We start from the raw sequence: 26,758 nt of genomic DNA, 5'->3' as shown, positions 1-26,758 counted from the left end.
TCTGGTAACTTTGTTGAAGAAACCCGGCTCAGGCCGGGTTTTTTTATGCCTGCTTCCCGGAGGAGAGATGCCTGAATTACCTGAGGTAGAAACCAGCCGACGCGGTATCGAGCCGCATCTGGTGGGTGAAACAATCTTGCATGCGGTTGTACGCAATGGGCGACTGCGTTGGCCGGTTTCTGATGAAATCCATGCCCTGAGCGATAAGCCGGTGATAAGCGTGCAGCGGCGAGCCAAGTATTTGCTGTTGGAATTACCTGATGGCTGGATAATTATTCACCTGGGAATGTCCGGCAGCCTGAGGATCCTTGCGCAAGAGCTTCCGGCGGAGAAGCACGATCATGTTGATCTGATCATGAGCAACGGCAAAGTCCTGCGCTATACCGACCCGCGCCGCTTTGGCGCCTGGCTGTGGGCCAAAGAGCTGGAAGGCAGCAACGTATTGGCGCATCTCGGGCCTGAACCGCTGAGCGATGCATTCAATGCCGGGTACCTGCGTGAGAAATCCGCCAAAAAGAAAACGGCCATTAAGCCCTGGCTAATGGATAACAAACTTGTTGTTGGCGTGGGGAATATCTATGCCAGCGAATCTTTGTTTGCAGCAGGCATTCATCCTGACCGCAGCGCGCAGTCGCTGTCCAAAAAAGAGTCTGAAATACTGGTTGCGGCGATCAAAACGGTATTGCAGCGCTCTATCGAACAGGGAGGAACGACGCTAAAAGACTTCCTCCAGTCCGATGGTAAACCAGGCTATTTTGCGCAGGAGCTGCAGGTGTATGGGCGGGAAGGAGAGCCGTGCAGGGTTTGCGGTGCGCCGATTGTTGCCGGTAAGCATGCGCAACGCAGCACTTACTATTGCCGCCGCTGCCAGCGATAGCTATTTAAGCCTTTCGATAAGCGCTTTACAGACGTGCTCAGGCAGGAAGTGAGCGACATCTCCATGATGGCGCGCCACTTCTTTGACCAGGGAAGAAGAGACAAACGACCACTCTTTCGACGGCATCAGGAATACGCTTTCCAGTTCCGGCATGAGATGACGGTTCATGTGAGCCAGCTGCATCTCATATTCAAAATCTGCAGCGGTACGTAAACCGCGAACCAGTACGTTTGCCTGCTGATTGCGGGCAAAGTTTGCCATTAAATCGCTAAAGCCCAGAACCTGAACATTAGGCAAATGTGCAATTGCCTGCTGCGCCAGCGCGACGCGTTCATCAAGGGTAAACAGTGCGTTCTTACTTGGGCTTGCCGCAATGGCAAGGATCACCTGGTCAAACATATTGGCTGCACGGGTAACAATATCAATATGGCCGTTGGTGATGGGATCGAAGGTCCCCGGATAGATTGCACGCTTTTGCATATCTGACCTTAGTGTGTTTTAGGGGGGAGATAAGGTTCCAGCAGCTGCAACAGGCGCTGTAATGCGCCCTGATTCTGGTAGAGCACTTCCACAGCATGGCGACCGTAGAAGTTACGATAATCCTCATCTGTGAGCAACGACGCAATCTCTTTTACTAACGACGGCTCATCGGCCACGGTGATGAGGCCATCAGCCTGCGACAGGCGCGCGCAGATGTCTTTGAAGTTAAAGGTATGCGGCCCCATTAACACCGGAATAGCGTGCGCAGCTGGCTCAAGAGGGTTATGGCCGCCACGTTCGACTAACGAGCCGCCAACAAAGGCTAAATCGGCAATGCCGTATAGCAGCATCAACTCACCCATGGTATCGCCGATGACGACCTGCGTACTGGAAGAAGGAACCTCTCCAGAAGAGCGGGTGGTATAGCTCAACCCCGCATTTCGCACCAGGTTAATGGCATCCGGGAAGCGTTCCGGGTGGCGAGGGACAAGAATCAGCAGCAGATTAGGAAACTGTTTTAAAAGCGACTGATGAGCCTGAATGACAATGCTTTCTTCGCCTTCATGCGTACTGGTGGCTATCCAGACAGGGCGGTGCGGAGCCCACTGTCGACGAAGCGTGACGGCCCGGGCTGCAAGTTGTGGCGTTACGGAGATATCAAATTTAAGGCTACCGGTTACGGTCAGCTGGCTTCGCTTTGCTCCCAACGCAATAAAACGTTCGCCGTCTTCTTCATTCTGAGCCGCGATGAGCGTGATGCGCTGTAGCAGCGTACGGACAAAGTCACCGAGTTTTGCATAGCCTTTAGCTGAGCGTGCAGAAAGCCTGGCATTAGCAATGACCAGCGGAATGTAGCGCTTGTGCAGGGCGGCTATCAGGTTCGGCCAAAGCTCGGTTTCCATGATAAGCACCAGCTTCGGATCGACTTTATCAAGGAAACGGTTAAGCGCGCAGGGTAAATCATAAGGCAGGTAGACGTGCTGGACGTCTTGTCCGAAGGCGGACATTACCCTCTCAGAGCCCGTTGGGGTCATTGTCGTGACGGTAATCGGAAGCTCTGGATAGCGGTGGCGCAGGGCTCGCACCAGGGGAATGGCGGCCAGGGTTTCACCCACGGAAACAGAATGCAGCATAATGCCGCCGGGCTTGAGCGGTTTTTTATAGAAGCCGTAGCGCTCGCCAATGCGTTTACGGTATGCCGGAGCTTTACGACCGCGCACCCACAATCGCAGCCAGATGAGTGGCTGTATGAGGTAAAGCAGTATGGTGTAAAGCAATTGGAGCATAGGACACGGCTGACATTATGAATGTGCTGGGGATTCTATGTATTTAACCTGAGCTTTGCCATTACTTTTGCGGAATTTGCCTGAAATGACCCCTGATTGTTCCTGGTGATATTCGCTTGGGTGTTTTTTTCAATTTCTATTGAATAGATGAGGGTAAATTCTGGGTTTGCAAACCGTGCTGGTAAGGCATTACGACTAGAGATAATAGAGATAATTTTCTTATTTTATAATAGGTTGTGCTTTGCTTTGTGCGATTGATATTCATATCGGATTGCCCCCTGATAAATGCTACACTATGCAACGTTTTGGAAGGCATTCGGGACTCGTCAATGTTGGAAAATTGAGCATTTTATTTCCGACATCATCGACCTGGTTAGAGCGATTTTTCCCTATGGTTTGTCTGACTTCGGTTTAGGCCTCACGGATATGAGTACATGATCATTGCTTTTTGCTTATACAAATACTTTCCCTACGGCGGCCTGCAGCGCGATTTTATGCGTATAGCTCAAACCGTTGCTTCTCGTGGGCATCACGTCAAAGTGTTTACCCAACAGTGGCAAGGGGAGCATCCTGAGCAGTTTGAAATCGTTCTTGTTCCGGTGACGGCTCGTACAAATCATGGCAAAAATGCGCAGTATCATCAATGGGTTGAGAATGAACTGAAGGTGCATCCGGTCGATAGAGTCGTCGGATTCAACAAAATGCCCGGTCTCGATGTTTATTACGCAGCTGACGTCTGCTATGCCGAAAAGGTTGAGCGTGAAAAGGGCTTTTTCTACAAATTGACCGCTCGCTATCGGCACTATGCGCAATTTGAGAAAGCGACATTCCAGCAGGGAAAGAAAACTCAACTGCTGATGCTGACGCCAACGCAAATTGCTGATTTCAAAAAGCACTATCAGACGGAATCGGATCGCTTCCATATTATGCCACCGGGAATTTACCCCGACAGAAAGTACAGCAACCAGATTGCAGACAGCCGGCAGGTTTACCGCCAGAAGAACGGAATCGATCCGCAGCAGTTAATGGTTTTACAAGTGGGCTCGGATTTTAAGCGCAAAGGCGTGTTTCGTTCGCTGGAGGCGATAGCCGTGTTGCCGGAAACCTTGCGCAAAAGAACGCGTTTTCTGGTCGTAGGGCAGGATAAACCCGGCCGTTTCGAAGCCAGGGCGCGGCAGCTTGGAATTGCAGATAACGTGCAGTTCTTTTCAGGCAGAGATGACGTTGCCGAGCTGATGGCTGCAGCCGATATACTGATCCATCCTGCGGTCCAGGAAGCGGCTGGGATTGTTCTGCTGGAAGCTATCGTTTCTGGATTACCGGTTCTGGTGACGGAAGTGTGCGGGTATGCACACTATATTGAGTCTGCTCGCTGTGGTGAGGTGATTCCTGAGCCGTTTAACCAGTCGACGTTGAACCGCTCACTTTTCAATGCATTAGAGAATGATGCGTTGCGTAATCAATGGGCCGAGCATGCGCGGCATTATGCCGACAGTGAGGATCTGTACAGTTTGCCTGAGAAAGTGGCCGATATTATTTTAGGTTGTGAACATGATTGAGCTTAAAGAGCCGTTTGCTACGCAATGGCGCGGAAAAGACCCTTTTGCTGAGGTTATAAAGCTTGAGGGAGAGGTCTTCCGTGCCCTGGAATCTCGTCGGACTATCCGTTTCGAGATGGAGGGTAAAGGCTATTTTCTGAAGTATCATCGTGGCACAACGTTAAAAGAAGTAGTAAAAAACCTGGCTTCATTACGTATGCCGGTGCTGGGTGCAGACAGAGAATGGTTTGCTATTCATCGGCTCAAGGCGCTTGGCGTCGACACGATGAAGGGCGTTGCGTTTGGACAAAAGGGGCTGAATCCTTTAGAACGAACCTCTTTTATTATTACCGAAGACCTGTCCCCAACCGTGAGTCTTGAAGACTATTGTGCAGATTGGGCCGCCAGGCCACCCGAAGTTAGCGTGAAACGCGCAATTATCCAACGCGTGGCCGGGATGGTTAGAGATATGCACCGTGGCGGCGTAAATCATCGGGATTGCTACATATGCCACTTCCTTTTGCATTTACCGTTTGAGTCCCCAAAAAAACCATTCAAGATATCGGTGATTGATTTACACCGGGCTCAAATTCGTCCCGCCGTACCTCGACGTTGGCGAGACAAAGACCTCATCGGCCTTTATTTTTCATCTTTGCACATTGGGTTAACTTCTCGCGACATTTACCGATTTCTGAGCATTTATTTTTCTGTGCCATTACGCGACATCATCAAGAATGAGTCAGCTTTGTTTGCCACTGCAGGCGTTAAAGCACAAAAGATACAGAAAAGAACGGTAAGAAAGTCATTATAATTAATTAAAAGTAAAAGCCCTGTAAGGTATGAGGCAAGAAAGAATGGAACTTGATTTCGATAAAGTGGTGCTTAAGAAGATAACATTCGATCACTCTGAGCATGCAAAAGACAATAAGTTAAATATTGCATACGGTGTTGATCGTAATTTTTTGTTTGGTTCAGGCATCTCAATGACATCCGTATTGATCAATAATCCGGATATCGATATCAGTTTCTACATTGTTACTGATTATGTTGATGATGAGTATCTTTCGCACATAGAGTCTCTTGCTAAAACATACGGCACTTCGGTTACTGTATTTTTATTTAATAACCAGGAGTTTCGTAAGCTCCCAAGTACCAAGGCATGGACTTATGCCATGTACTATCGCTATTTTGCCTTCGAATACTTGAGTGCCGAGTTGGATTCGGTGCTCTATCTTGATGCGGACGTTGTTTGTAAAGGTTCTCTTCTTGAGCTATCTGAGATTAAGTTTAACGGCGAATATGCAGCGGTTATCCATGATATTGATGAAGTTCGCCTTAAGTCGGGTGAACGCTTAGGAATACCGGCCCTGTCAGATGGTTACTTTAATTCCGGCGTTGTGTTTGCCAACCTGATTGTCTGGCGCGAGCAGGGGCTGTTGTCTAAAGCCTTTGCCATTTTATTTGAGAGACAAGCGGGTTTGCTTTATTTTGACCAGGATGTTCTTAATATTCTATTTGTAGGTAATGTCATCTCATTACGTCGAGATTTTAATTGCATTTATGGGGTGGATCAGGAATTAGTTAACAAAAGCATTGATGAATATAAGCATTATATTTCTAAACAGACAATACTTATTCACTATGTTGGTGTGACTAAGCCATGGCATTGTTGGGCTAACTACCCGGCGGCAGATTTCTTTATGCATGCATATAAAAAATCTCCCTGGAACGAAAAACCGTTGTTAAATGCGAATGCGGCAAAGTTGTACAAAAGAAAGTCGCGCCATGAAAAGGTTCAGGGAAAGCATATTAGCTCTGTTCTGAGTCATATTATGTATATAAAATATAAGCTGTGTAATTCGCAGGATTAAACACTGCAAATGAAAATTTTTGACTGGTATTGATATAAATAAGGTGAAAATAATGAATTTCGACTGTCGCCAGGCAATTAAGGAAAAATTGGTTTATTCCTCAACCCCGGAATCTTATCAGGGTCCGGCCCTGAATATTGCCTGGGGTGTTGATAAAAACTTTATGTTCGGTGCCGCTATTTCATTAACATCTGTGCTGATGAACAATCGTGACACCCCCATTCATTTTCATCTTTTTACTGATTCTATTGATGAAGATTATAAAGTGCGTTTACAGCGCCTTGTTCAGCAATATCATACCATAATTACTGTATATGTTATGGATTCCGAAGGGCTAAAGGTCTTACCTTGTGGCAACGCCTGGTCGCATGCAACCTATTTTCGTTTCATAGCATTTGAATATTTAAGTGATGAAATTGACTCACTTCTTTATATTGATGCTGATGTGATATGCAAAGGGTCGTTGCATAAGTTGTGTGATATTGATTTTGGAGATCGTGTTGCTGCGGTAATCCTTGATATTGATTCTAGTCGTGAATATGCCGCTCAGAGATTGAATACGCCACAGTTTGAAAGTGATTACTTCAATGCCGGCGTAATTTATGCCAACCTAAAAGCATGGAAAGCACAGAGTTTCTTAAGTACTGCTTTCAATATGTTAATGGATAAAAATAAAAGTTTTGCTTTCTTCGATCAGGATGTATTAAATATTATGTTCCTGAATAAGGTAATGTTCTTACCACGTATTTATGATGCTATTTATGGTATGAAGCAAGAGTTAAAAAGTAAGGACCTGGAGAAATATAAAGAGTTCATTACTGATGAGACTATCCTTATTCATTATATCGGCGTGACAAAACCATGGCACTCCTGGGCAGTTTATCCATCAGCACAATATTTTGGCGTCGCTTATAAAGCTTCTCCGTGGTCAGATGTGCCGTTACTTGGGGCAATAACACCTAAGCAATTCAAGAAGAAATCACGGCATGAAAGACTTCAAGGAAAAACCCTGAAGTCTATTGTTAGTTATGTTGGTTATCTAATAGCGAAGCTTAAAAGTAAGTAATGCCCTGTTATAATAGATTGTTTTACCGTAATGATAAAAAAGCTCCCAGAGGGAGCTTTTTTAATGGAATTTGCTTTTGATGTATTTCAAATACCAACCAATGGCAATAAAGTAATGACCCTTTTTGGCATTTTGTCGCGCATAGACTCTATAATCTGTTGGCCGCATACGAGGCTTGTAGGAGCGCAAAGGAGAATCACGCCATGGGGTGAAATGATGGTAAAAAACATAAAGCTGTTGTGCTAGCCCAGCGTGCTCTTTATACCATGGTTTCCTGCCCCCAGTGAAATGCATGATTTTAGGTGTCAGGTTTTTATGATAGAAAAACGTTTCTTTTTGCTCGTCGGTAAACCAGTTAAATAAAAAATTCCATTTATTATCTATGAATCTCACGTTGCCATCAATGACAATATTTAAGGCATCCTGATCAGGATAAGGTAGGCTGTTTCCCTTTTCCTGCAGCAATGTATTTGCCTTGTTTTCTATATCATGCTGGATCCAGTTTTTCACATTGATATAAAGGAATCCTGAGTTGAAGTAATGTGTGTTTTTTAAGCCCAGGCGTTGTGCATTTTTGTTTTCATCAATAGTTAAAGCGTCATGACTTACCGCGCAGATAACGTCACTAATATTAACTTCACTTATTGAACTTATACTATCAAAACAAAGCGTATCGGCATCAAGATAAATCAAGTTTTCAACGTTATCACGTAAAAGACGCGGAACTGCAAGTCGCATATAAATAGAGCGATTCAGGTGTTTTATTTTTAGATTATCACTGTATTTTTCTATATCTGATTTTTCAATTTTTTGCACATGAATACATGTATTAATCGATTTTAGCTTTTCGATTTCATCATCGCTGACATCATAAACAAAAACATAAAAGGCCAGTGATTGATGAGTGTTATTCATCAAAACGGATATCATCGAGGTGGCTACATACTCCAGATAATTGGCATCCGTGCACCAGGCGACATTGATTACTGAGTTATTAGCCATTTATTTTTTCTCATTGTCTTGTGTTACCGTATTTTTCAACGTGGTATCGATAGCGTCAATGACGGCCTGAGCTGGGATCCAGGAAAGATACTTCTGCGAACGATCCAAATCTTTTCTTTCGGGCATAGGGTGATAATTTCCCGCCCAAATCAGCGTCGCTTTATCTGACCATGGTCGCCATTGCTGATAGTTAGTTGCACCAAACAGGCATACTTGAGGTTTATTTAATGCAGCAGCCATGTGCATTGGGGCGGAATCAACGCCGATATATAGGATTGCGTGGTCGAGTAGCGCGGCAAGCTGCAGGAATGATGTTTTCCCTGCAAAACGGATGTCTGGAGAAATATCGCACAGGCTGGCAATACGCTTTACCTCTTCCTGTTCACTGGCTGCTGGCCCGCAGGTTAAATAGACCTTCAATCCCTGACTATGCAGGTGATTAATAACCTCAGCGAACTTATCCTCATCCCAGCACTTAAACGACTGCCGTGCTGTGGGCTGAATAACCACATAAGGTTGTAAGGTGAGCTCTGGATCCCGGGAACATAACGCCTGAAAGTCACTTTGCCGATAATTTAGCTGCATCCGTGGCGTAAGGTCAGTATCGTTAAAGTCGATACCCTTCAGCAGAGACAGGTTTTGCTCAACGATGTGAGTTCCTGTCATAGGGACTACCCGGCTAAAGAGCTTATTCCACAGCTGTTTCTCACGTTGAAATGCAATAGAAGGCCGCCCTAATGATGCCACTAGCACGCCAATGGGCCACTGTTCGGTCAGGTTCACAATCAGATCATAGCGATTTTTTTTCAGCTCACGTCGTAGGGTGAGATAGTTTTTAATTGTGTCGAGCAGTCCGAGCTTCTTTTCGACCAGATAAAATTGATTAATTCGGTCATCTGCCGCGAGAATTGCTTTTGTATCTTTATACAGCAATACGTCAATTTTAGCCTGAGGATAGCGAGCCTGTAGACTTGCTATGATTGGAGTAATGAGTAATACATCACCATAGAATTTAAGCTTACAAATTAAGATGCGATCTATATGTTGTTGAGCCATCTTAACGTTCCTTGTTGATCTTTTTCTTGCAAAGCTTCAATACCTGGTTACGAGTAGAAGAGATAAATGTATCTACCCAAGGATGTCGCATTTTATAGATGATTTTTTTGTTCATAACGCTTTCGTCGCAATACTGTAGTGCTGTTTTTATATCGCTTAACATTTGCTCATCATAGGCATAGTAGCCTTTCTTTTTGCGTACAATTTTGCGCCCTTCAAGGAAACAGTTAACAATCATTAGTGTTGCTACCGAGCGTTTTTCTGGATTGCCTTTTATATAGTCACACATTTTTCTCATGGCAAAAAATATGTGCTGAGCGTCACTCTCTCGTAGATTTTCAGTGATGCTTTGGCTGTTTATCCGATAATAATAGAGGTTGGCGTCAAGCTTTAAAATTCGACGGCATTTAAAGTACTGAAATGGGCTAAAGATAATGTCTTCATAGCGGCGATTTGCTTCAAATCGGTCGCTGCCAAGAAGATCCCGATGAAATATTTTGGTGACCAGATGCCATTGTGCAGCGCTGAACGTCGGTATCAACGGTAAATACCGGGCATCCTGCAAAATGAGTTCACTTCGTGCAATTTTCTCGTTGCTGCTATGTTGTGCAGTATGCAGTTTTTCTTCGTCACGAGTTAAACTAAATTCTACGATGTCATAACGTTGTTCACGCAGGATCGGTAGCAAAAGAGTGAAGTAGTCGGGGCTGATAATATCGTCACTATCAACAAATGCGATGTGAATACCTGTGGCAATGTCTAGCCCACGGTTCCTGGCAATGGCAACTCCCTGATTAGCCTGATGGATAATTTTTACGTTATTGCAGGGTCTTAATTGATAAAAGTTGGCTATTTTTTCATCAGTGTTGTCGGTTGAGCCGTCATTGATAATGATAATTTCAACTTCATCTGTGAGCCCCTGTTGCAGTGATGACAGTGTCGAGATGATAAATTCTGCATTATTGTATGTCGGGATAATAATGCTAAGAAGGTAATCGTTTCTATCATTCATGGGACTGCTCTCTCATTGTGCCAGGAAACAAAATGAAGGCAAAGCAAAGGGCCAACATACTGATTAATGATTCCGCTTTCGAGTACAGCACCATATCGCTTAAACCATAAGCAATGATTGCACCAGCTACGACTAGCATCAGTATATTTTTCTGTTTAAGAGAGATATAGACAGCTGATGTATATAAAATGAGCAGCAATATCACTCCTGTAACGCCTTTCAACGAAAAGGTATCCATCACTTCGTTATGGAGATGAATGTTGGAAAAAAACAACGCACCGCTTAATGAGGGATCGCTTTTTTCCAACTCGGTTAAGACCGCACTTCGTTGTTCAAGTGATTCACCCCATAGCTTGAGCTTTCCTGTTTCCAGACCCGCTTTTTGCATCGCGAATCTTGCTCCAATAGACGAGTTACTGTTATCGCTCTGATAAGCAGTAATATCACTTTTAAATTCAATATAGCGTTGTTCCAGGACTGGTTTCAGTGGAATTAGCGCTGCCAGACTCAGGATAATAAAGCCTGCTAAAGACCCAAATAATACTTTGCGGTTGTGGCGGTAATTCAGCAGCAACAAGACAATGCACAGCACCGGATAGACCAAAATGGCCGCTCTTGTTTGTGTTGAAACAATGGCCAAAGTGGATAATGCAAAATGTATGAAATAAAAAGGAATAACCCAAATACCACGCAGGTTAAGAATTGCCTGAGAGGCCAGAAGCGCAATAAAAGTCAGGGCATACGCCGTGCCTGTTGCGAACTCCAGGCCTAGAGTTACTCTATAGGCGAGAGGGTTAGCACCGCTTGTTGCATAAAGCTGATACCCTGCCCAGCAATAGAGTCCTAACCCCGTTGCGATGGTTACGTATCGTGCAATCCGGCTTTTGCCTGAGGAGATTGTCTGTTGCGAGCAAATTGCTGTAATCATCAAGGCGGCAAAAATTAAATTTTTACCGCCATTTTGGTAAGAGCGATAGGCTGCAGTGAAGGGAGAATTATGTTGTTTAAAGATCGCAACCCAAATGACTTGCATCAGCCCAAATGCAATAAGCGCAAGAGGTAAAAGCCATAAGCTTTTATTTTTTAATAGGTTATTATAATTATTGAAAATCAGAGGCAGTGAAAGTACGGCACTGAAAATGAAGACCTTAATTGCCTGATCCGGATTGATTAGCGCCATCACTAATGATAGCAGACATCCCGCAAAAAACAGGCCGTCTACTACGCGGAAGAAGACATCTTTTCTCTTGCTGCAATGTTGAGAAAGAATTGAGCTATCAAGCATGAGTATACTCTTGAAATATTTATAATATATTTAATTGTTGTAGCGATTTTCGCACGTCGCCTGCTGATATTGAAGTCATTGTGTGATCCTCACTCTTTAGGGCTTGCTGGTGTAACCCATACCCTCCAATCAATCCCGGATCCGTCGGCCCATAAAGCGTCAGATTTGGTCGGTCTAATGCTGCGGTAAGATGGCTTAATCCTGTATCAACAGAAATCACAAATTCCGCATTAGCCAATATCCTGGCTACGCTTTCAAGCGTCATCCTGGGCAGCACCTCAACAAAGCTAAACCCTTCGGCCAGGCGCTTTGCTCTTTCTTCTTCGTGTGGAGCACCCCATGGCAGCTTTATCCGCAGGCCGGTCGCCGCCATGAGCTTAATCAGTTCTCGCCAGTTTGCTTCGGGCCAGTGTTTATCATCCCGGGTTGTTGCATGTAAAAATACAGCATACTTTTCCTCACTACCTTTAAGATTAGTAAGAAAATGCCCTGAAATTGCATAATCGCCCTGCCGATTGGGTTTGGCATAACCCAAACTCCTGGCAAAAAGCTCACGGATACGCTCAACGGCGTGCTGCTGTTTAGCCACGCTGTGTTTTACGTTGTAGAACAGGCTGGCCAGTGGCTCACGCGCGCTGTTCCAGTCCATGCCGTGCTTTATGCCATGCGCCTTACGTGTGACCAGCGCTGCGCTCTTTACCAGCCCCTGAGCGTCGATGATGCAGTCATATTCTCTGGTTTTCAGTGCCTGATAGAATGCGTTGCGTTCGGTACGTGTTTTGGAGGCAAACCAGCTTTTACGCCAGCGGCGGATAGCAACCGGAAACACCTTATCCACGGCGGGATGCCAGCCCGGGATCTGGGCAAAGCCTTCTTCAACAACCCAGTCGAATTTGATACCCGGAATCGCCTGCATCGCGTCCGTCAGCGCAGGAAGGGAATGCAGTACATCGCCCATCGAGGACGTTTTAACCAGAAGTACACGCATCAGTCTTCCTTACTACTGGTGAGCAGTTCGGTTAACGTAATCAGCACGCTATCGGGAGTAATATCGATCAGGCTCTGGTGATACCCTTCGGCTGCATCGCCCTTACGTACTTTATGGTAGCCGCTGATCAGGCGAATGACCTTCGCTTTATGAGAGAGCGGCGGCGTGAAATCAGGGCTGCTTGGGCCATAAAGTGCCACCAGAGGACGGTCGAGTGCGGCGGCAACATGCATCAGGCCAGAGTCATTAGTGACCACGCCCTGGCATGCTGAGAGCAGGATAACGGCCTGTTCAAGCTGGGTATCACCCGCAAGGTTACGGCACCACGCCTGTTGCTCGGTGGACAGGGCCGCCAGAATCTCTTTACCCGCTTCCTTATCTTTGGCCGAGCCGAAAAGAATAACCTGATAGCCAGAATCAATGAGCTTCGCTGCGAGCGCGGCGTAGTGATAATGCGGCCAGCGCTTTGCCGGGCCGAATTCGGCTCCCGGGCAGAAACCGATCATCGGGCGCTGCTGCTCAAGGTTAAAAGCGGCGCAGGCCTGGGCTTTTTCACCCTCATTAACCTGTAATTTAGGCCACAGCAGTGGCTGCGGCAGATCTTTGGCCGACTGCATTACGCCTTTGTCGTAGCCCAATGCGACGTAGCGCTCGACCATCAATGGCCAGGCCTGTTTGTCCAGCTTGCGGCTGTCGTTCAGCAGGCCATAGCGCATCTCGCCCAGCCAGCCGGTGCGGTGGGGGATGTTGGCAAAAAAGGGAACCAGTGCGGATTTGAACGAGTTTGGCAGGACGTAAGCGCGATCGTAGCGCTTATCACGCAGGCTGTGGCCAAGACGACGGCGTTCGCCTATTGCCAGTGCGCCGTGACCAAGCGGCATGGCGATAGCTTCGTTCACTTCCGGCATGCGGGATAACAGCGGACGGCACCACGCGGGTGCCATCACATCGATTATCGCCTGGGGATAACGCGCCTTGAGCGTGCGATAGAGACTTTGCGACATCATCATGTCGCCCACCCATGACGGGCCAATCACCAGAATTTTCATGCGTTCCCTGTGCTGCTTATGCGTCGCGGTTTAACCATTTCATGTATTCCGCCACCCCTTCGGCGACGGTTTTGAACGGCTTGTCATAGCCTGCAGCACGCAGATTGGTTAAGTCTGCTTCGGTATAAGCCTGGTAGCGCCCCTTCAGCTTGTCCGGGAAAGGAATGTATTCGATGCTGCCTTTGCTGTGGAACGCCAGCGCGGCATCTGCCACGGCCTGGAAGGATTCCGCCCGGCCGGTACCGCAGTTGAAAATACCGGAAACACCGTTTTGCCAGAACCACAGGTTAACGGCGGCAACATCACCCACGTAGATGAAATCGCGCTTGAAGCCGTCGCTGCCTTCAAACAGCTTAGGATTTTCACCGTTGTTTAACTGAGTGTTGAGGTGGAATGCCACGCTCGCCATGCTGCCTTTGTGGCCTTCACGTGGTCCGTAGACGTTGAAGTAGCGGAACCCGGTCACCTGAGAGTTAGCCTCAGGCAGGATCTGGCGGACATACTCGTCGAACAGGAACTTGGAGTAGCCGTAAACGTTCAGCGGCTGCTCATATTCGCGGGATTCGATAAAGTCTTTATTGCGACCGCCGTAAGTGGCAGCGGAAGAAGCATACAGGAACGGAATTTCATGCTCGAGGCAGTAGTGCAGGACTTCTTTAGAATACTGATAGTTGTTGTCCATCATGTACTTGCCGTCCCACTCTGTGGTGGACGAGCAGGCGCCTTCATGGAAGATAGCGTCGATATCGCCAAACTCTTCCCCGGCCATAATCTGGATAAGGAAGTCTTCTTTATCCATGTAGTCAGCGATATCAAGATCAACCAGGTTAGCAAACTTAGTGCCGTCCTTCAGGTTATCCACCACCAGGATGTCCCGGTAGCCTTGCTCATTCAGGGATTTAATAATATTGCTGCCGATCATGCCGGCGCCGCCAGTAACGATAATCATAAGCTTAACCTTTAAAAAGTGGGGCTTTCAGGCCTTGTGCCTGATGCGCTAATGGCTCTTATCATACCATTACAATTAAAGACCCGCCTAATGAGCGGAAGTTTTTCACCCTCGTGATTTATCCTGCAAAAATCAGATTCCCTGAAGCGTAATCTCGTCTCCTGGTATAGGTTTGGGTAATATGTGCCGAAATTTGCCATGCCTGGAGAATCGCGATGCGCGAAGATTTTTACAAGCAGTTGACCTCCCAGCTCGAGACGGCTCGTGCGGAAGGGTTATTTAAAGAAGAGCGTATTATCACCTCCGCCCAGAATGCGGATATCACCGTTGCCGATGGCAGCCACGTTATCAACTTCTGCGCCAACAACTATTTGGGTCTTGCTAACCATCCGCAGCTGATTGAAGCGGCTAAACAGGGGATGGATAAGCACGGCTTTGGTATGGCTTCGGTGCGCTTTATCTGCGGTACTCAGGACAGTCACAAAGAGCTGGAAGGCAAGCTGGCGGAATTCCTCGGTACGGACGATGCGATTCTTTACTCCTCCTGCTTCGACGCCAACGGCGGCTTGTTTGAAACCCTGCTTGGCCCGGAAGACGCCATCATTTCCGATGCGCTGAACCATGCCTCGATTATCGACGGCGTTCGCCTGTGTAAAGCCCAGCGCTACCGTTATGCCAATAATGACATGCAGGAACTGGAAACTCGCCTGAAAGAGGCGCGTGCTGCCGGGGCTCGTCACGTGATGATCGCCACCGACGGCGTGTTCTCAATGGACGGCGTGATTGCCAACCTGCAGGGCGTATGTGACCTGGCTGACGAATATAATGCGCTGGTGATGGTGGATGATTCTCACGCCGTGGGTTTCGTCGGTGCCAACGGGCGTGGTACGCACGAATATTGCGATGTCATGGACCGCGTTGACATCATCACCGGTACGCTGGGCAAAGCGCTGGGCGGTGCTTCCGGTGGCTACACCGCAGGACGCAAAGAAGTTATTGAATGGCTTCGCCAGCGTTCACGCCCTTATCTGTTCTCTAACTCGCTCGCTCCGGCCATTGTTTCCGCCTCTATTAAGGTTCTGGAGATGCTGGCGTCAGGCGAAGAGCTGCGTGAGCGCCTGTGGTCGAATGCCCGCCTGTTCCGCGAAAAAATGAGCGCAGCCGGTTTTACGCTTGCCGGTGCCGATCACGCGATCATTCCGGTGATGTTGGGCGAAGCGGTTGTGGCGCAGAACTTTGCGCGTGAGCTGCAAAAAGAAGGTATTTACGTCACCGGTTTCTTCTACCCGGTGGTGCCAAAAGGTCAGGCGCGTATTCGTACCCAAATGTCGGCGGCGCATACCCCTGAGCAAATTGAACGTGCGGTTGATGCGTTTACGCGTATCGGTAAGCAATTAGGCGTTATCGCTTAAGGGAGCGGCCATGAAAGCATTAGCAAAACTGAAGGCGGAAGAAGGCATCTGGATGACGGATGCACCCAAGCCGGAAATGGGTCATAACGATCTGCTGATTAAAATTCGTAAAACGGCGATTTGCGGTACCGACGTGCATATCTACAACTGGGACGAATGGTCGCAAAAAACCATCCCTGTCCCTATGGTTGTGGGTCACGAATACGTAGGGGAAGTGGTTGGCATAGGCCAGGAAGTGAAAGGCTTCAAGATTGGTGACCGCGTTTCCGGCGAAGGGCACATCACCTGTGGTCACTGCCGTAACTGCCGCGGCGGTCGTACCCACCTGTGCCGCAACACCACCGGCGTTGGCGTCAACCGCCCTGGCTGTTTTGCTGAGTATTTGGTTATCCCGGCCTTTAATGCGTTCAAAATTCCGGACAATATCTCTGACGATCTGGCTTCTATCTTCGATCCATTCGGCAACGCAGTGCATACCGCGCTTTCGTTCGATCTGGTGGGCGAAGATGTGCTGGTGTCCGGCGCGGGTCCTATCGGGATCATGGCCGCTGCGGTAGCGAAGCACGTTGGTGCTCGTAACGTGGTGATTACCGACGTGAACGAATACCGCCTGGAACTGGCGCGTGAAATGGGTATTACTCGCGCGGTTAACGTCAGCAAAGAAAGCCTGCAGGACGTGATGGGCGAGCTGGGGATGACCGAAGGGTTTGACGTTGGCCTGGAGATGTCCGGCGCACCTCCGGCGTTTCGCACCATGCTGGATACCATGAACCATGGCGGCCGTATTGCCATGCTGGGGATCCCGCCGTCTGATATGTCTATCGACTGGACCAAGGTTATCTTTAAAGGCCTGTTTATTAAAGGTATCTATGGGCGAGAGATGTTTGAGACCTGGTACAAGATGGCCGCGCTGATCCAGTCTGGCCTGGATCTGTCTCCTATCATCACCCATCGTTTCTCTATCGATGAGTTCCAGAAAGGCTTTGACGCGATGCGCTCCGGGCAGTCCGGTAAAGTTATCCTGAGCTGGGATTAATCATTAAGCCAGAGGGCATCGCGCCCTCTGGTTTTTCAGTTACGCCTGTTTGCCCCAACCCTGCCACTGATGCTGGAGATATTTCACCAGCGCGCTCTCGGCAATACTTTCACTGATGACTTTAAAGTAGGTGGTTGCGTCCACCGGCTCGATAGGCTGTTTCGGTTTACACAGCTTCACGCCACGGAATGGGTTACGAGGCGGCTGTTGTTTGCCCGGCTGCGTATTATTTGGCGTTGAAGTGTCTACCTGTGGTTCATTAAGCAGGCTGCTCGGGCGTACCAGAGTAATGTCCGGCGGAAGGTTATAGACCATCTGCTGGAGGACCCGAACGGTTGATGGGTGTGGATGGCCGATGGCGATTGCCGACCCGGTTTTGCGCGCAAGTTGAATCGCGCGGTTGAACTGAAAGCGAATATCCGCTTCGTTCTGGGTATCGTCGAGAAAGACCTTCCGCTTAATCACTTTTACGCGCGTCCCGGCTGCGGCACGCGTTGCCTGGCTGTTGCCAATGGTCATGCTGTCCAGGAAATAGAGATTGTACTGCTCCAGCGACTGCATCACCTTTTGCATCCCGAACAGGCTGGAGGTCATCGCGCTGCCCATATGGTTATTCATGCCAACGGCATAAGGGACTTTGTTTACCGCGTCGCGAATAATTCTCTCGATCTCGCTGCTGCTCATGTCCGGGCGTAGAGTATCTTTCTCAAGCGGCTGCTTGCTAAGCGGTGCCATCGGCAGGTGGATCAGGACTTCGTGCCCGGCGTTATGCGCTTTGGTGGCCATTTCACGAGCGTGAGGCGCATTGGGCAGCACGGCAACGGAGACGTTAGTCGGCAGTGTCAGCACCTGGTTTTCCTGCTGAGGACGATAGCCAAAGTCATCAATCACTATCGAGAGCTTACCGGCCCATGCGGAGGTTGCCAACATTAGCCCGCTGGCGGCGGCGAAAAAAACAGTGCGGAACTGAGGCAAAACTTATCTTCCCAACCACGGTTGTGGATTCACTGCCTGGCCCTGGCGACGAATTTCGAAATAGAGTGACGGACGGCCCTGGCCGCCACTGCTACCGACCAGCGCGACAGGCTGCCCGGCGCGCACCTGGGTGCCGACGCTGACCAACGCGCTCTGGTTGTAGCCGTAGAGACTCATATCGCCTTTACCGTGTTCAATAACGACGACAAGGCCATAGCCCTGCAGCCAGTCGGCAAGGATCACGCGTCCGTCGGCAATGGCTTTAACTTCCGTGCCTTCCGGTGCCGCAATAACGATACCTTTCCAACGTAGTTCACCTTGCAGCTGTTCGCCATAACGATGCAGTAACGAACCGCGAACCGGCCAGTATGCCTGCCCGCGCGGTGACCCGAGGCCGCCGGTTCTCGACATCAGCGAGCGTTCGCTTTCGGTTGGCTTGTAGGTCGTGCCTTTGTTAGAGGCTTCCTGCTGCTTGCTGCGAACCTGCTCGGCTTCGCGCGCCTCACGCTCTGCCCTGGCTTTTGCTGCGGCGGCTGCTCGGGCTATTTGATTCTGCAAGCGCGACTGGTTCTGACGCATTTCGCTCAGCTTCTGCTGATCCTGCTGAATCGAGGATTCGAGGCCAGCGAGGGTTTTTTTGCGTTCGTTACGGGCGCTTTCCAGCTTGGCCTGCTGTGCCTGCTGCTCGTAGAGCAGCGTTTGCTGTTCACTCTGCTTACTTTCCAGCTCGGATTTCTGCTGTGCGGCTTCAGCTTTGGTCTGCTTTAGCTCTTCGATTGTCTGCTGACGAGCAGCGTTAAGATAGCCAAAATAAGCCTGCAGGCGCTGGCCTCGCTGGCTTTCTTCTCCGCTGAGAATCAACTGAATACCGGTATGCTGACCCTGGCGAAACGCCGCATCCAGCTGAGCGGCCAGGTTACGTTCCTGGGTTGCCTGCTGTTTTTGCAGTTTGGCGAGAGAGTTATTCAGGGTTGCGATTTGATTGTTTAAATCTGCGAGGGTGTTCTGGGTTTCACGCAGCTTACGGCTGGCCGCAGAAATAGCTTCTTCCTGCGCTTTTAGCTGAGCGAGTAAAACGGATCGCTGCTGCTGCTGCTGGCGCACGGCTCGCTCTTTGGCGGCGATATCCTGCTGGATAGACTGCAGCTGCTGTTTGTCATCGGCGTGGCTGGAAAAAGAGCATAACAAGACGCCAGCGCTTAACACGCTGGCGTAAATAACGGGCTTCACAGCCCATGTCTTTGAAAAAATCGCCTTTCCCCTCATGGGGAGGGATTATTCCACGATGAACAGCGGCTTGCCAGTCATCTCTTGCGGGATTTCCATGCCCATCAGGCTCAGCATGGTTGGCGCGATGTCGGACAGCTTGCCGCCTTCGACCGCTTTCAGATTTTTCTTGCCGATATAAATCAGAGGAACCGGCAGGCTGGTGTGCGCGGTATGTGCCTGGCCGGTAGCCGGGTCGCGCATTTGTTCTGCGTTGCCGTGATCTGCGGTAATCAGCAGTTGACCGTCAACGGCCTCAACGGCTTTAACCACCTGAGCCACGCAATTATCCAGCGCTTCAACGGCAGAAATAGCGGCATCATAAATGCCGGTATGACCGACCATGTCGCCGTTCGGGTAGTTACAGATGATGGTGTCGTATTTACCGCTGTTGATGGCGCTGAGAAGCTTGTCGGTCAGCTCTGCGGAGCTCATTTCTGGCTGCAGATCGTAAGTGGCTACTTTTGGCGAATTCACCAGCACGCGGTCTTCACCAGCGAAAGGCTCTTCAACCCCGCCGTTGTAGAAGAAGGTAACGTGAGCGTATTTCTCTGTTTCGGAGATGCGTAGCTGGGTTTTGTTGTGTTTCGCCATCCACTCGCCGAAGGTATTCGTCAGTGAAGCTGGTGGGTACGCGCAGGCTGTTTTAATGTCTGCGGCATATTCGGTCAGCATCACGAAGTCGCCAAACTTCACCACTTTTTTACGGCTGAAACCGTCGAAATCGGTATTAACAAAGGCGCGGGTGATCTGGCGGGCACGGTCGGCACGGAAGTTCATGAAGATCAGCGCATCGCCGTCGTTCATAGTGGACTCGGCTTCACCTGTAGCGCGGATCACCGTAGGTTTAACAAACTCATCGTTTTCATCGCGGGCGTAAGCGGCTGCCAGACCGGCAGCGGCATTGTCTGCCTGGAATTCACCTTTGGCCTGAGTCATCAGGTCGTAGGCGAGCTCAACGCGATCCCAGCGGTTGTCACGGTCCATCGCGTAGTAACGGCCAATCAGGGTGGCTACGCGGCCTTTGCCCAGCTCAGCGAACTTGTCGGAGAATTTCTTCAGGGAGGATTCGGCGCTGCGCGGCGGCGTGTCGCGGCCGTCAAGGAAAGCGTGCAGATAGATGGCTTCAGCACCGCGTTCAGCGGCCAGTTCGATCATCGCCAGAATATGTTCTTCATGGCTGTGAACGCCGCCAGGAGAAACCAGGCCCATGATATGTACTGCTTTCCCGGCGGCAACCGCTTTGTCTACCGCGCCGGTCAGCACCGGGTTAGCAAAGAAAGTACGTTCTTTAATTTCAACGTCCAGGCGAGTCAAGTCCTGGTAGACGATGCGGCCGGCGCCAAGGTTGACGTGGCCCACTTCAGAGTTACCCATTTGACCGTCCGGCAGGCCAACTTCCAGGCCAGATGCGTTGATCAGGGTATGTGGACGCTGGGCCCACAGGTTATCCATTACCGGAGTTTTCGCGTTAAGGATGGCGTTATCCTGCTGCTCTTCGCGGTGGCCGTAGCCATCCAGAATCACCAGCACCATAGGTTTTTTAGTAACCGACATTGCAACAACCTCTGAGTCTAAGACAAAATTTGCGTAATTTTACTACAGGCACTCCCGGTGAATAGCCGCAGAAGATCAAAGAAAGGGGCTGGAGGGCGATCGGATTACATCAGTCTGGTTCTTTTTTTTCGTAACAGCCCGCAGAATCCACATAACATTATTCAGACTGGCTGTAATTGCCACAACGCGAAGGTATACTCCCCACCTGGTTTTCTCATCATTACTTAGTCGGGAGTTATTACCCCCCATGCAAGAAATTATGCAATTCGTTGGTCGTCATCCCATACTTAGTCTGGCGTGGGTTGGTCTGCTGGCAGCGGTACTTTTCATGACCTTTAAAGGCCTGGCCTCCAAAGTCAAAGTGGTAACCCGCGGTGAAGCCACTCGCTTAATTAACAAAGAAGACGCGGTGGTTGTCGATGTGCGCCAGCGTGACGATTTCCGTAAAGGCCACATTGCGAATTCACTGAACGTGCTGCCAACCGAAATCAAAAGCGGCAATTTTGGTGAGCTTGAAAAACACAAAGCGAAGCCCATTATTGTGGTATGCGCTAACGGTGTTTCTTCACAAGAATCAGCGGCTTTGTTGCACAAAGCTGGCTTCGAGCAAGTCTCGCTGTTAAAAGAAGGTATTGCTGGCTGGAGCGGGGAAAACCTGCCACTGGTTCGCGGTAAATAATCTGGAAAAGACTGAGGTAAACCATGGCGAACATTGAGATCTATACCAAAGCGACCTGCCCTTTTTGCCACCGTGCAAAAGCCCTGCTGAATGAAAAAGGCGTGGCGTTCCAGGAGTTGCCTATTGATGGCGACGCCGCTAAGCGGGAAGAGATGATCAAACGCAGTGGCCGCACCACGGTACCGCAGATTTTTATTGACGCACAGCACATTGGCGGTTGCGATGACTTGTACGCACTGGACGCGCGTGGTGGACTCGATCCCCTGCTGAGCTAGTGTGGTTTGTCTGCCGTGTATCGCAGAGTAAGGACGTTTAAATTTAAGGGTTAACAATGTCAGAACAAAACAATACAGAAATGGGTTTCCAGATTCAGCGTGTTTACACCAAGGATGTCTCTTTCGAAGCACCTAACGCGCCGCACGTTTTCCAGAAAGACTGGCAGCCAGAAGTTAAACTGGATCTGGATACTGCATCCAGCCAGCTGGCTGACAATATCTACGAAGTTGTACTGCGCGTAACCGTCACCGCCAGCCTGGGCGAAGACACTGCTTTCCTGTGTGAAGTTCAGCAGGCGGGTATCTTCTCCGTGGACGGTATCGAAGGCTCGCAGCTGGCGCATTGCCTGGGTGCATACTGCCCGAACATTCTGTTCCCGTATGCGCGTGAATGTATCACTAGCCTGGTTTCTCGCGGCACTTTCCCGCAGCTGAACCTTGCACCGGTTAACTTCGATGCGTTGTTCATGAACTATCTGCAGCAGCAAGCTGGCGAAGGTGCTGAAAACCATCAGGATGCCTGATGAACAGCCTTAATGCTTCAATGACTGTTATCGGTGCCGGCTCTTACGGCACCGCTCTCGCTATCACCCTTGCGAGAAATGGCCACCACGTTGTGCTGTGGGGCCATGATGCCAAACATATCGCTACGCTGCAGGCCGATCGCTGCAACGTGGCTTTCCTGCCCGACGTTCCTTTTCCCGACACGCTGCATCTCGAGAGTGATTTAGCCGTCGCACTTGCCGCCAGCCGCAATATTCTGGTGGTCGTGCCGAGCCATGTGTTCGGGCAAGTGTTACGTCAAATCAAGCCGCTGATGCGCCCGGATGCACGTATTGTGTGGGCGACAAAAGGGCTGGAAGCTGAAACGGGTCGATTGCTGCAGGACGTTGCCCGCGAAGCGCTGGGTGATGATGTTCCCCTGGCGGTTATTTCCGGCCCGACCTTTGCGAAAGAGCTGGCTGCCGGTTTACCAACCGCGATTGCGCTTGCGGCGACCGACGACCAGTTTGCAGAGGATCTCCAGCACCTGCTGCACTGCGGCAAAAGCTTCCGCGTCTACAGTAATCCCGATTTCATCGGCGTTCAGCTGGGCGGGGCGGTTAAAAACGTCATCGCTATTGGGGCCGGGATGTCGGATGGCATCGGGTTTGGCGCCAATGCACGTACCGCGCTTATCACCCGTGGTCTTGCAGAGATGACGCGTCTGGGCAGTGCGCTCGGTGCTTCGCCTGAAACCTTTATGGGGATGGCTGGCCTGGGCGATCTGGTGCTGACCTGTACCGACAACCAATCCCGTAACCGTCGCTTCGGCATGATGCTTGGCCAGGGAATGGATGTGGATGGCGCACAGCAGAAGATTGGCCAGGTGGTTGAAGGCTATCGCAATACCAAAGAAGTTCGCGAGCTGGCGGCTCGAGTAGGCGTCGAAATGCCAATAACCGAGGAAATTTATCAGGTATTGTATTGCGGAAAAAATGCGCGCGAGGCAGCATTAACGTTGCTTGGTCGTACTCGTAAGGATGAACGAAGCGGCAATTGAGGGATCGCTTAATACACCGCAATAACTGAAACGTCCCGACCCTGGTGTCGGGCGTTGTTTTTCTGTCTGGAGAGAACAATGTCGTCTGAAGAACTGGATTTGGTGTGGAGCAATATTAAAGCCGAAGCGCGAGCGCTTGCGGATTGTGAACCCATGTTGGCCAGTTTTTATCATGCGACGCTCCTCAAGCACGATAACCTTGGTAACGCGCTCAGCTACATGCTGGCCAATAAGTTAGCTTCGCCGATTATGCCGGCTATCGCGATTCGCGAGGTTGTCGAAGAAGCCTACGCAGCCGATCCGCAGATGATTGCTTCCGCGGCTTGTGACATTCAGGCTGTTCGCACCCGTGACCCGGCGGTAGACAAGTATTCAACGCCGCTGCTTTATCTCAAAGGTTTTCACGCGCTCCAGGCATATCGAATTGGCCACTGGCTCTGGCTGCAAGGGCGACAGGCGCTGGCTATCTTCCTGCAGAATCAGGTCTCAGTTTCTTTCCAGGTAGACATTCACCCGGCGGCGAAAATCGGCTGCGGGATCATGCTGGATCACGCCACGGGGATTGTGATCGGTGAGACTGCGGTCGTCGAAAACGATGTTTCTATTCTGCAGTCGGTCACGCTGGGCGGTACCGGTAAAACCAGTGGCGATCGCCATCCGAAGATCCGTGAAGGCGTGATGATTGGCGCTGGCGCAAAAATCCTTGGCAATATAGAAGTCGGAACCGGCGCAAAAATTGGCGCAGGCTCAGTTGTGCTACAGCCTGTTCCGCCGCATACCACTGCTGCTGGCGTACCGGCTCGCATTGTGGGCACGCCAGGTAGCGACAAACCGGCGATGGATATGGATCAGCACTTCAACGGCGCGGGCTTTGAGTACGGCGACGGTATCTAGCTTCTGAGCACGGCGCCCTGATACCCCAACTGGCGCCAGGCCTCATACACCACCACGGACACCGAGTTAGAGAGGTTCATGCTGCGGCTGTCCGGCATCATTGGGATGCGAATCTTCTGTTCCGCCGGCATCGCATTCAGGATCTCAGGGGGCAACCCACGCGTTTCCGGCCCGAACATCAAATAATCCCCTGCCTGATAGCTCACCGCGCTGTGGGCCGGCGTTCCCTTGGTCGTTAAGGCAAACAGGCGTTGAGGCTTTTCTGCCTCTAAAAATGCATTGTAGTCGCGATGGCGCAGCACGGTCGTAAATTCGTGGTAGTCCAGCCCGGCGCGTCGCAGGCGCTTATCGTCCCAGGGAAAGCCCATCGGCTCAATGATGTGCAACCGGAAACCGGTATTGGCGCACAGGCGGATAATGTTCCCGGTATTGGGCGGAATTTCTGGCTCAAACAAAACGATATTTAACATACAACCCCCATCGACTAGGGGGCGAAGAATAGCAAAATTGCGGCTAAGCAGAAATGAAAACAGGCTCCGTAGAGCCTGCTTGTTAGCGGTGATAAAGCGGTAGCCAGAGCGTCAGGCGCAGACCACCCAGCGGGCTGTCGTCAGCTTTTACCCAGCCACGATGCTGCTGTACGGCGGTTTCCACGATAGCCAGACCGAGACCTGTACCTCCCGACTCGCGATCGCGAGCTTCATCTGTACGATAGAACGGGCGGAAAATCTGCTCTCTGTCTTCCGGACTGACACCCGGGCCGTCATCGTCAACGGTGACGGTAATGCCTTGATTATCGACTGAGAAATTCACAGCTATCTTGGTGTGGGAATAACGCAGGGCGTTACGAACAATGTTCTCCAGTGCGCTTTCCAGCGCATTCGGGTTACCGTACATCAGCCACGGTCCCGGCGGGTAGGTGATCTCCAGCGACTTGCCCACCTGCTCGGCTTCGAAGGCGGCGTTATCCAGCATCTCAGTCCAGATTTGATTAGCCTTCATGGTCTCGCTAACCAGCGCATTTTTTTGCTGGTTACGCGACATGACAAGCAGGTCATTAATCATCCCGTCCAGGCGCTGGGCTTCCGTTTCAATGCGTGCCAGCTCTTTGCTCTCACCGCTTCGGCGGCGCAGCAGCGCGGTACCAAGCTGCAGGCGGGTCAGCGGAGTGCGGAGTTCATGAGAGATATCAGACAGCAATCTTTGCTGCGCCGTCATCATTCTTTCCAGCGCCGTCACCATTTGGTTAAAGCTTGCGCCCGCGGCCTGGAATTCCTGTGGCCCAGCCTCGAGTTCCGGATGTTGACGCAGGTTGCCCTGGGCTACTTCATCTGCTGCGTTTTTCAGCTTACGAGCCGGTTTGGCGAGGCTCCATGCAAGCCAGAGCAACAGCGGGGAACTCACCAGCATGGTGACAATCAGTAGCAGCAAAGGGCGGTCGAACAGCAGGTTGATGAAGTCAGATTGCGAGCTGCTGGCCGGGCGAATCAGGTAAAGTTGGTAGTTATCTTCGCCATCTCGCACCGAAAAAGGCCCAACTAGCTCAACCCGGCCATATTTCTTTTTCTGAGGATGATCGGCATTATCGGACTGGCCGATAAAGTTGCGGATGATCTGCATTTCGTTGCGTTGGGCGCCAATGACGCGCCCTTCGCTGGTGACCAGCAGCAGACGCTGGCCAGGAGGTGCCCATTTGTCGATGGCGCGGAACAGGCGCCGCCACCACATCAAATCATTCGGTGGATCGGTTGCCAGCTCCGCCTCGACGTGTTGCTCAATCATGTAGCCCTGACGTTGCTCATTTTCCATCAGCTCGGTCATCTGGCGTGAATCCAGCTTCGGCAGCATTAAAACTAACATCAGTACCAGAGCTAGCGTCAGCCAGAAGATGGCAAAAATTCGCGCGGTAAGGCTACTTATCATGAAGCGGAAACCATCAGATAGCCGCGGCCACGCAAGGTTTTAAACCACGGATGGCCGTCTTTACGATCCGGCAATTTACGACGCAGGTTGGAAATATGCATGTCGATTGCACGATCGAACGGCGTTAAGCGTTTACCCAGAACTTCCTGGCTCAGATGTTCACGTGAAACCACCTGACCCAGATGCTGGGCAAGGAGATAAAGCAGCGTGAATTCGGTGCCGGTTAAGTCCAGGGCCTGCCCGTCAAAGCTGGCTTCCTGGCGGCCCGGATTGAGGCTCAGCCCGTCGACTTCTACCGTCGGCGAACTGCTGTCGCTGTTCTGTTGCTGCTCGCTCCAGTGTGAACGACGCAGGATGGCGCGAATACGGGCGACAAGCTCGCGGTCGTTAAAGGGTTTTGGCAAATAGTCATCGGCACCCAGCTCAAGGCCGAGCACGCGATCGAGTTCGCTACCGCGAGCGGTAAGCATAATGACAGGTGTCTGGTGTGTCTGGCGAAGCTCTTTCAAAGTATCAATGCCGTTTTTCTTTGGCATCATTACGTCGAGCAATAACAGGTCGATGCTGTCGTCCAGAAGCGTCAACGCTTGCTCACCATCGTGAGCAACAATCACGTCAAAACCTTCCATGTCGAGCAATTCCTTTAGCAGGGAAGTCAGCTCTCGGTCATCATCAACTAACAGGATTTTATTCATTGTGAAATTACCTCCGAGGCAGAAATTACGTCATCAAGGCGCGC

At 50.3% G+C, this 26,758-nt stretch carries 27 protein-coding genes; 12 read left to right on the top strand and 15 right to left on the bottom strand.

Annotated features, from left to right (window positions below; genetic code table 11):
• The first annotated feature begins 67 nt into the window (after positions 1-67).
• Entirely contained in the window at positions 68-877 is an 810-nt protein-coding gene (gene mutM / locus JT31_RS11935; protein ID WP_038477168.1) for a bifunctional DNA-formamidopyrimidine glycosylase/DNA-(apurinic or apyrimidinic site) lyase, read from the top strand.
• On the opposite strand, the gene coaD is transcribed toward mutM, so the two are convergent.
• Together coaD and waaA are read right to left on the bottom strand one after the other, a co-directional pair.
• Positions 878-1,357 carry a pantetheine-phosphate adenylyltransferase gene (gene coaD / locus JT31_RS11930; protein ID WP_038477164.1) on the bottom strand — a complete coding sequence of 160 codons (480 nt, stop codon included), beginning with the start codon at positions 1,355-1,357 and terminating at the stop codon, positions 878-880.
• Positions 1,358-1,365: 8 nt separating this feature from the next.
• Positions 1,366-2,643 carry a lipid IV(A) 3-deoxy-D-manno-octulosonic acid transferase gene (gene waaA / locus JT31_RS11925; RefSeq protein ID WP_038477160.1) on the bottom strand — a complete coding sequence of 426 codons (1,278 nt, stop codon included), beginning with the start codon at positions 2,641-2,643 and terminating at the stop codon, positions 1,366-1,368.
• Between the two features lie 434 nt (positions 2,644-3,077).
• On the opposite strand from waaA, the gene JT31_RS11920 reads away from it, so the two are divergent.
• From JT31_RS11920 to JT31_RS11905, 4 genes are read left to right on the top strand one after another with little or no spacing between them, the layout of a single operon-like run.
• Entirely contained in the window at positions 3,078-4,202 is a 1,125-nt protein-coding gene (locus tag JT31_RS11920) for a glycosyltransferase family 4 protein (RefSeq protein WP_038477157.1), read from the top strand.
• Positions 4,195-4,992 (top strand): lipopolysaccharide core heptose(I) kinase RfaP, encoded by a 798-nt coding sequence (gene rfaP, locus JT31_RS11915; protein ID WP_038477153.1) that lies wholly within the window; start codon positions 4,195-4,197, stop codon positions 4,990-4,992. Before JT31_RS11920 ends, rfaP begins: the two co-directional genes overlap by 8 nt.
• A gap of 43 nt (positions 4,993-5,035) precedes the next feature.
• On the top strand, positions 5,036-6,052 hold the full coding sequence (locus tag JT31_RS11910) for a glycosyltransferase family 8 protein (protein WP_038477151.1): 1,017 nt from the start codon (positions 5,036-5,038) through the stop codon (positions 6,050-6,052).
• Positions 6,053-6,104: 52 nt separating this feature from the next.
• Positions 6,105-7,118, top strand: coding sequence for a glycosyltransferase family 8 protein (locus JT31_RS11905; RefSeq protein ID WP_038477148.1), 1,014 nt, complete (start codon positions 6,105-6,107; stop codon positions 7,116-7,118).
• A gap of 60 nt (positions 7,119-7,178) precedes the next feature.
• On the opposite strand, the gene JT31_RS11900 is transcribed toward JT31_RS11905, so the two are convergent.
• Genes JT31_RS11900 through rfaD form a run of 7 tightly spaced genes read right to left on the bottom strand, consistent with a single transcriptional unit; the run spans position 7,179 to position 14,459 of the window.
• Positions 7,179-8,120, bottom strand: a complete 942-nt coding sequence (locus JT31_RS11900) for a glycosyltransferase family 8 protein (RefSeq protein ID WP_038477145.1) — start codon at positions 8,118-8,120, stop codon at positions 7,179-7,181.
• Complete coding sequence (gene rfaQ / locus JT31_RS11895) at positions 8,121-9,176, bottom strand: lipopolysaccharide core heptosyltransferase RfaQ (RefSeq protein ID WP_038477142.1); 1,056 nt, start codon at positions 9,174-9,176, stop codon at positions 8,121-8,123.
• A 1-nt stretch (position 9,177) separates the two neighbouring features.
• Complete coding sequence (locus tag JT31_RS11890) at positions 9,178-10,188, bottom strand: glycosyltransferase (protein ID WP_038477139.1); 1,011 nt, start codon at positions 10,186-10,188, stop codon at positions 9,178-9,180.
• A complete protein-coding gene (locus JT31_RS11885; protein ID WP_235212872.1) occupies positions 10,181-11,473 on the bottom strand; it encodes an O-antigen ligase family protein in 1,293 nt (430 codons plus the stop codon). The genes JT31_RS11890 and JT31_RS11885 overlap by 8 nt, the downstream gene beginning before the upstream one ends.
• Before the next feature lie 19 nt (positions 11,474-11,492).
• On the bottom strand, positions 11,493-12,461 hold the full coding sequence (gene rfaC, locus JT31_RS11880; protein ID WP_038477136.1) for a lipopolysaccharide heptosyltransferase RfaC: 969 nt from the start codon (positions 12,459-12,461) through the stop codon (positions 11,493-11,495).
• The gene (gene rfaF / locus JT31_RS11875) at positions 12,461-13,510 is read right to left on the bottom strand and encodes an ADP-heptose--LPS heptosyltransferase RfaF (protein WP_038477133.1); all 1,050 of its coding nucleotides are present in this window, start codon (positions 13,508-13,510) and stop codon (positions 12,461-12,463) included. Before rfaF ends, rfaC begins: the two co-directional genes overlap by 1 nt.
• 16 nt (positions 13,511-13,526) lie before the next feature.
• Positions 13,527-14,459 (bottom strand): ADP-glyceromanno-heptose 6-epimerase, encoded by a 933-nt coding sequence (gene rfaD / locus JT31_RS11870; protein WP_038477130.1) that lies wholly within the window; start codon positions 14,457-14,459, stop codon positions 13,527-13,529.
• A 215-nt stretch (positions 14,460-14,674) separates the two neighbouring features.
• Between rfaD and kbl the strand changes: the two genes are divergently transcribed.
• Both kbl and tdh read left to right on the top strand, forming a co-directional pair.
• On the top strand, positions 14,675-15,871 hold the full coding sequence (gene kbl / locus JT31_RS11865) for a glycine C-acetyltransferase (RefSeq protein WP_038477128.1): 1,197 nt from the start codon (positions 14,675-14,677) through the stop codon (positions 15,869-15,871).
• Between the two features lie 10 nt (positions 15,872-15,881).
• Positions 15,882-16,907, top strand: a complete 1,026-nt coding sequence (gene tdh, locus JT31_RS11860) for an L-threonine 3-dehydrogenase (protein WP_038477125.1) — start codon at positions 15,882-15,884, stop codon at positions 16,905-16,907.
• 39 nt (positions 16,908-16,946) lie between these two features.
• Here tdh and JT31_RS11855 read toward each other — a convergent pair whose 3' ends face one another.
• The 3 genes from JT31_RS11855 to gpmM are packed head-to-tail and all read right to left on the bottom strand — an operon-like array spanning position 16,947 to position 20,705.
• A complete protein-coding gene (locus JT31_RS11855) occupies positions 16,947-17,882 on the bottom strand; it encodes a divergent polysaccharide deacetylase family protein (RefSeq protein WP_038477122.1) in 936 nt (311 codons plus the stop codon).
• Positions 17,883-17,885: 3 nt separating this feature from the next.
• Positions 17,886-19,148, bottom strand: a complete 1,263-nt coding sequence (gene envC / locus JT31_RS11850; RefSeq protein WP_038477120.1) for a murein hydrolase activator EnvC — start codon at positions 19,146-19,148, stop codon at positions 17,886-17,888.
• A 9-nt stretch (positions 19,149-19,157) separates the two neighbouring features.
• A complete protein-coding gene (gpmM, locus tag JT31_RS11845; RefSeq protein WP_038477117.1) occupies positions 19,158-20,705 on the bottom strand; it encodes a 2,3-bisphosphoglycerate-independent phosphoglycerate mutase in 1,548 nt (515 codons plus the stop codon).
• Between the two features lie 247 nt (positions 20,706-20,952).
• On the opposite strand from gpmM, the gene JT31_RS11840 reads away from it, so the two are divergent.
• The 5 genes from JT31_RS11840 to cysE all read left to right on the top strand — a co-directional run bounded on the left by JT31_RS11840 (position 20,953) and on the right by cysE (position 24,096).
• The gene (locus JT31_RS11840) at positions 20,953-21,384 is read left to right on the top strand and encodes a rhodanese-like domain-containing protein (protein WP_038477108.1); all 432 of its coding nucleotides are present in this window, start codon (positions 20,953-20,955) and stop codon (positions 21,382-21,384) included.
• A gap of 23 nt (positions 21,385-21,407) precedes the next feature.
• Positions 21,408-21,659, top strand: a complete 252-nt coding sequence (gene grxC / locus JT31_RS11835; protein WP_008457480.1) for a glutaredoxin 3 — start codon at positions 21,408-21,410, stop codon at positions 21,657-21,659.
• Between the two features lie 56 nt (positions 21,660-21,715).
• Positions 21,716-22,183, top strand: a complete 468-nt coding sequence (secB, locus tag JT31_RS11830) for a protein-export chaperone SecB (protein ID WP_038477105.1) — start codon at positions 21,716-21,718, stop codon at positions 22,181-22,183.
• On the top strand, positions 22,183-23,202 hold the full coding sequence (gene gpsA / locus JT31_RS11825) for an NAD(P)H-dependent glycerol-3-phosphate dehydrogenase (RefSeq protein WP_038477101.1): 1,020 nt from the start codon (positions 22,183-22,185) through the stop codon (positions 23,200-23,202). Before secB ends, gpsA begins: the two co-directional genes overlap by 1 nt.
• A 78-nt stretch (positions 23,203-23,280) precedes the next feature.
• A complete protein-coding gene (gene cysE / locus JT31_RS11820) occupies positions 23,281-24,096 on the top strand; it encodes a serine O-acetyltransferase (RefSeq protein ID WP_038477098.1) in 816 nt (271 codons plus the stop codon).
• Here cysE and trmL read toward each other — a convergent pair.
• The 3 genes from trmL to cpxR all read right to left on the bottom strand — a co-directional run bounded on the left by trmL (position 24,093) and on the right by cpxR (position 26,714).
• Entirely contained in the window at positions 24,093-24,566 is a 474-nt protein-coding gene (gene trmL / locus JT31_RS11815; RefSeq protein WP_038477095.1) for a tRNA (uridine(34)/cytosine(34)/5-carboxymethylaminomethyluridine(34)-2'-O)-methyltransferase TrmL, read from the bottom strand. The two genes, cysE and trmL, sit on opposite strands and share 4 nt — an antisense overlap.
• Positions 24,567-24,648: 82 nt before the next feature.
• Positions 24,649-26,019 (bottom strand): envelope stress sensor histidine kinase CpxA, encoded by a 1,371-nt coding sequence (gene cpxA / locus JT31_RS11810; protein WP_038477092.1) that lies wholly within the window; start codon positions 26,017-26,019, stop codon positions 24,649-24,651.
• Positions 26,016-26,714 carry an envelope stress response regulator transcription factor CpxR gene (gene cpxR / locus JT31_RS11805; protein ID WP_008457487.1) on the bottom strand — a complete coding sequence of 233 codons (699 nt, stop codon included), beginning with the start codon at positions 26,712-26,714 and terminating at the stop codon, positions 26,016-26,018. The genes cpxA and cpxR overlap by 4 nt, the downstream gene beginning before the upstream one ends.
• Between the last annotated feature and the right edge of the window lie 44 nt (positions 26,715-26,758).

Origin of the sequence: Cedecea neteri (assembly GCF_000757825.1) — a bacterium.
In the GTDB taxonomy this organism is placed as follows: domain Bacteria; phylum Pseudomonadota; class Gammaproteobacteria; order Enterobacterales; family Enterobacteriaceae; genus Cedecea; species Cedecea selenatireducens.
Note: the sequence above shows the minus strand (reverse complement) of the source record. Positions and strands in the feature narration are given on the sequence as shown.

Coding starts and splice junctions, on each gene's coding strand:
- kbl (WP_038477128.1), top strand. CDS start 14,675: ATGCGCGAAGATTTTTACAAGCAGTTGACCTCCCAGCTCGAGACGGCT.
- envC (WP_038477120.1), bottom strand. CDS start 19,148: ATGAGGGGAAAGGCGATTTTTTCAAAGACATGGGCTGTGAAGCCCGTT.
- JT31_RS11840 (WP_038477108.1), top strand. CDS start 20,953: ATGCAAGAAATTATGCAATTCGTTGGTCGTCATCCCATACTTAGTCTG.
- grxC (WP_008457480.1), top strand. CDS start 21,408: ATGGCGAACATTGAGATCTATACCAAAGCGACCTGCCCTTTTTGCCAC.
- cpxR (WP_008457487.1), bottom strand. CDS start 26,714: ATGAATAAAATCCTGTTAGTTGATGATGACCGAGAGCTGACTTCCCTG.
- rfaQ (WP_038477142.1), bottom strand. CDS start 9,176: ATGGCTCAACAACATATAGATCGCATCTTAATTTGTAAGCTTAAATTC.
- rfaC (WP_038477136.1), bottom strand. CDS start 12,461: ATGCGTGTACTTCTGGTTAAAACGTCCTCGATGGGCGATGTACTGCAT.
- coaD (WP_038477164.1), bottom strand. CDS start 1,357: ATGCAAAAGCGTGCAATCTATCCGGGGACCTTCGATCCCATCACCAAC.
- secB (WP_038477105.1), top strand. CDS start 21,716: ATGTCAGAACAAAACAATACAGAAATGGGTTTCCAGATTCAGCGTGTT.
- cysE (WP_038477098.1), top strand. CDS start 23,281: ATGTCGTCTGAAGAACTGGATTTGGTGTGGAGCAATATTAAAGCCGAA.
- cpxA (WP_038477092.1), bottom strand. CDS start 26,019: ATGATAAGTAGCCTTACCGCGCGAATTTTTGCCATCTTCTGGCTGACG.
- rfaD (WP_038477130.1), bottom strand. CDS start 14,459: ATGATTATCGTTACTGGCGGCGCCGGCATGATCGGCAGCAATATTATT.
- rfaF (WP_038477133.1), bottom strand. CDS start 13,510: ATGAAAATTCTGGTGATTGGCCCGTCATGGGTGGGCGACATGATGATG.
- JT31_RS11885 (WP_235212872.1), bottom strand. CDS start 11,473: ATGCTTGATAGCTCAATTCTTTCTCAACATTGCAGCAAGAGAAAAGAT.
- JT31_RS11905 (WP_038477148.1), top strand. CDS start 6,105: ATGAATTTCGACTGTCGCCAGGCAATTAAGGAAAAATTGGTTTATTCC.
- rfaP (WP_038477153.1), top strand. CDS start 4,195: ATGATTGAGCTTAAAGAGCCGTTTGCTACGCAATGGCGCGGAAAAGAC.
- waaA (WP_038477160.1), bottom strand. CDS start 2,643: ATGCTCCAATTGCTTTACACCATACTGCTTTACCTCATACAGCCACTC.
- JT31_RS11890 (WP_038477139.1), bottom strand. CDS start 10,188: ATGAATGATAGAAACGATTACCTTCTTAGCATTATTATCCCGACATAC.
- gpmM (WP_038477117.1), bottom strand. CDS start 20,705: ATGTCGGTTACTAAAAAACCTATGGTGCTGGTGATTCTGGATGGCTAC.
- JT31_RS11900 (WP_038477145.1), bottom strand. CDS start 8,120: ATGGCTAATAACTCAGTAATCAATGTCGCCTGGTGCACGGATGCCAAT.
- trmL (WP_038477095.1), bottom strand. CDS start 24,566: ATGTTAAATATCGTTTTGTTTGAGCCAGAAATTCCGCCCAATACCGGG.
- gpsA (WP_038477101.1), top strand. CDS start 22,183: ATGAACAGCCTTAATGCTTCAATGACTGTTATCGGTGCCGGCTCTTAC.
- JT31_RS11910 (WP_038477151.1), top strand. CDS start 5,036: ATGGAACTTGATTTCGATAAAGTGGTGCTTAAGAAGATAACATTCGAT.
- tdh (WP_038477125.1), top strand. CDS start 15,882: ATGAAAGCATTAGCAAAACTGAAGGCGGAAGAAGGCATCTGGATGACG.
- JT31_RS11920 (WP_038477157.1), top strand. CDS start 3,078: ATGATCATTGCTTTTTGCTTATACAAATACTTTCCCTACGGCGGCCTG.
- mutM (WP_038477168.1), top strand. CDS start 68: ATGCCTGAATTACCTGAGGTAGAAACCAGCCGACGCGGTATCGAGCCG.